Genomic DNA, 2,909 nt, shown 5'->3' on the forward strand with positions numbered 1-2,909 from the left:
ATTATTCAGAGCATCACTCGGAAAGAGCTTCATCGGCGGCGGCCGCAAGAGCGTGCTCCTTATTCGTCGAACCATGGTCGCCGCGCGCCATAATCCAGTGCTCAAACTTTTCCGCGACAAGCTCATCGCTGGCGGAAAACCAAAGCTCCTCGCCCAAATCGCCGTCGCTCCAAAGCTAGTCACTATCCTCAACGCAATCCTGCGAGATAGACGTCCATGGCAACCAATTCCCGCTTGACCAACAAGACAGTCGCTCCCTTTCGGAAAACCCGTAAATGGTCTCAAGCGCGCTGATGGCGGACACGTGGCGACTACGATCCCGAGCGTCACGCGATCGTGACGCTCGAAGATTGAAACTAGTCCTCCGCGGGCCGTCACGGCGCGACGTGATGCAGGGCGTTCATGCCACGCAGATGCAGCCGCATCTTGATGTCTTGATTGTGGTTGCCGAAGCCGCGTCCGAAAATATTGATGCCCCCGGGCCGGCCCTCCTTGTCGTCGATGCCGATGCGCAGCGGATCGAGTGGTGGCGATCGAGGTCGAGATCCGTCGTCGCGATATCGCTGAGTTTGCGTTGCGTTGACGACGAGGAAGCCCAGATCCTGCCGGCCCTCGGCGCGCGACACCCTGCCGCCATTGCTGCGGCGTCCGCGATGCGGTGATAGCGGGCTCTCGTTCATCCTTGCGGGCGCCGTCCTGTCAGCTGTCGAGCCTGATCACATTCCACGAGGCCGGCTGCAATTCCAGAATGATGCTGTCCGATTTCGTCGAGACGCCCTTCAACGTTGCCGGCTTGACCTTGAGCGGCTCCTGCTTGCTGTTGACCGCCGTCAGATCGCTGTGCCGCAGTTCGGTCGCCTCGGTCACCTTGAGCTTGCCGAAGCCGCGCGCATCGACCGTGACGTTGAGCCCGCCTTCCAGGTCGCGGTTGAGCAGGAAGAGCGAGACGCCCTTGTCGTCGCTGACGACCGACGCCTTCAGATAGGGCGCCTCGATCGGATAGTAGAGGTCCTGCTTGCCGCGCGGATCGAAATACGAGGCCTTGTAGCTTTCGGATTTGACGATCGCCTTGAGCACGCTGCCGCGCCCCAGCCGGCTCATCTGGGCGAAGGGCCAGAAGATTGTCTGCCGCCAGGCCGGCCCGCCGGTTTCGGTCATGATCGGCGCGATCACGTTGACAAGTTGCGCAAGGCAGGCGGCCTTCACCCGGTCGGCATGGTTGAGGAGCGAGATACAGGCGCCGCCGAAGACCAGCGCGTCCTCCATCGAATAGATTTCCTCGAGGATCGGCGGCGCCACCGGCCAGCCTTCCTTGACGCGATCCGCCCTGACGCGCCGGGTGCGGTACCAGACGTTCCATTCGTCGAAGCTCAGCATGATGCGCTTGTTGGAACGGCGCCGCGCCGCGACCGCGCCCGAGATCGCGACGACCTCCTCGATGAACTGGTCCATCAGGTCGGGACTGGCGAGGAAGGCCTTGGTATCGCCGGCATAGTTGTTGAAGTAGGTGTGCAGCGAAATGAACTCGACCTGGTCGAAGGTGTGCTCCAGCACCTCGTCTTCCCAGGCCATAGGTCGGCATGTTGCGGCCCGACGATCCGCAGGCGGCGAGCTCAATCGACGGGTCGATCCAGCGCATCATCTTCGCCGCCTCATGGGCGACGCGCCCGTATTCCGTCGCGGTCTTGTGCTCCATCTGCCAGGGGCCGTCGACCTCGTTGCCGAGGCACCAGAACTTCACGTCGTGCGGCTTCTTCCAGCCGTGCTCGATGCGCAGATCCGACCAGGCGGTGCCGCCGGGATGGTTGCAGTATTCGACGAGATTGCGTGCTGCGTCGCCGTCGCGTGTGCCGAGATTGACGGCGAGCATGGGCTCGATCTTCGCCGCCCGGCACCAGTCCATGAACTCCTTGGTGCCGAAGTTGTTCGGCTCGGTGGTGAACCAGGCGAGATCGAGCCGGGCGGGCCGGTCCTTGGSCGGGCCCACCCCGTCCTCCCAATTGTAGCCGGAGACGAAGTTGCCGCCCGGATAACGCATGATCGTCGGGCCGAGCTCCTTGACGAGTTCGAGCACGTCATTGCGGAAGCCGCGCTTGTCGGCAGTGGGATGGCCGGGTTCGTAGATGCCGCCATAGACGCAGCGGCCCAAATGCTCGACGAAGGCGCCGAAGAGCCGCGGGTCGGTGTCGCCGATGGCGAAGGCGCGATCGCAGGTGATGCTGGCTTGTCTCATGACGTGACTCCGGGTGTAGCAACGGCTTTGCGTGGATGATCGGCACGGAAGGCCACGGCGCTGTCGGGCGTGAGCACGGCGTCGCGGAGTTGGCGGGAATAGGGATGCGTCGGCGCCGAGAGCCACGGCGCGCGCCGGCCCCTGCTCGACCACCCCTCCCTTCTGCATGATGATGAGCTGGTCGCTGATGTAGTAGGGGGTGGCGCGATCGTGGGTGATGTAGAGGATCGACAGGCCGAGCTCGTCGCGCAGCCGGCCGAACGGGTTGACGATCGACATGCGCAGCGAGGCATCGACCATCGAGACCGGCTCGTCGGCGACAATCAGGCGGGGCTGGGCGACGAGGCCACCGCTGTTGCCGCAACTGAGACCTTCCTCAAAGCGATGGAGAGCTTCACCAAGGCGATCATCATGGCCGAACTCGCCGAGGTCTAGGTGTTTAGTCCCGGCATTTGGTGGATTGGATCGAGGGTGAATCGTTCCGGCTCTGAAGTCCAGCGCTTGCAGATGAACTCGTAGGGCGTGAGGCCTTTGAGGGTCTTCAGGCGCCGGCCGAAATTGTAAGCTGAGACGAAGTCCTGGAGGTGACGATCGAGCTGGTCGTGGCTGTCGTAGTGATAGCGTTTGACGGTCGCGTCTTTGATCGTCCGGTTCATTCGCTCGACCTGCCCATTGG

At 62.9% G+C, this 2,909-nt stretch carries 2 protein-coding genes and 3 pseudogenes; 1 reads left to right on the forward strand and 4 read right to left on the reverse strand.

Features of this window, described 5'->3' with window-relative positions:
• Positions 1–238: pseudogene (locus AC1DVA_RS27340) on the forward strand (IS110 family transposase); the annotation flags it as partial.
• Between the two features lie 136 nt (positions 239–374).
• On the opposite strand, the gene AC1DVA_RS27345 reads toward AC1DVA_RS27340, so the two are convergent.
• The 4 genes and pseudogenes from AC1DVA_RS27345 to AC1DVA_RS27360 form a co-directional block, all read right to left on the reverse strand.
• Positions 375–680 carry a hypothetical protein gene (locus AC1DVA_RS27345; RefSeq protein ID WP_265054556.1) on the reverse strand — a complete coding sequence of 102 codons (306 nt, stop codon included), beginning with the start codon at positions 678–680 and terminating at the stop codon, positions 375–377.
• Between the two features lie 19 nt (positions 681–699).
• Positions 700–2,233 (reverse strand): annotated as a pseudogene (arfA, locus tag AC1DVA_RS27350) (arabinosylfuranosidase ArfA).
• Positions 2,230–2,635 (reverse strand): annotated as a pseudogene (locus tag AC1DVA_RS27355) (hypothetical protein); the annotation flags it as partial. The pseudogenes arfA and AC1DVA_RS27355, both read right to left, overlap by 4 nt.
• Before the next feature lie 29 nt (positions 2,636–2,664).
• On the reverse strand, positions 2,665–2,909 hold a 245-nt coding region (locus tag AC1DVA_RS27360; RefSeq protein ID WP_476807979.1), incomplete at its 5' end, for an integrase core domain-containing protein.

It is taken from the genome of Allobosea sp. P4_C6 (assembly GCF_056402015.1).

What these genes read in the sequence shown, in the direction of transcription:
- AC1DVA_RS27345 (WP_265054556.1), bottom strand. Translation starts at nt 680, where the DNA reads ATGAACGAGAGCCCGCTATCACCGCATCGCGGACGCCGCAGCAATGGC.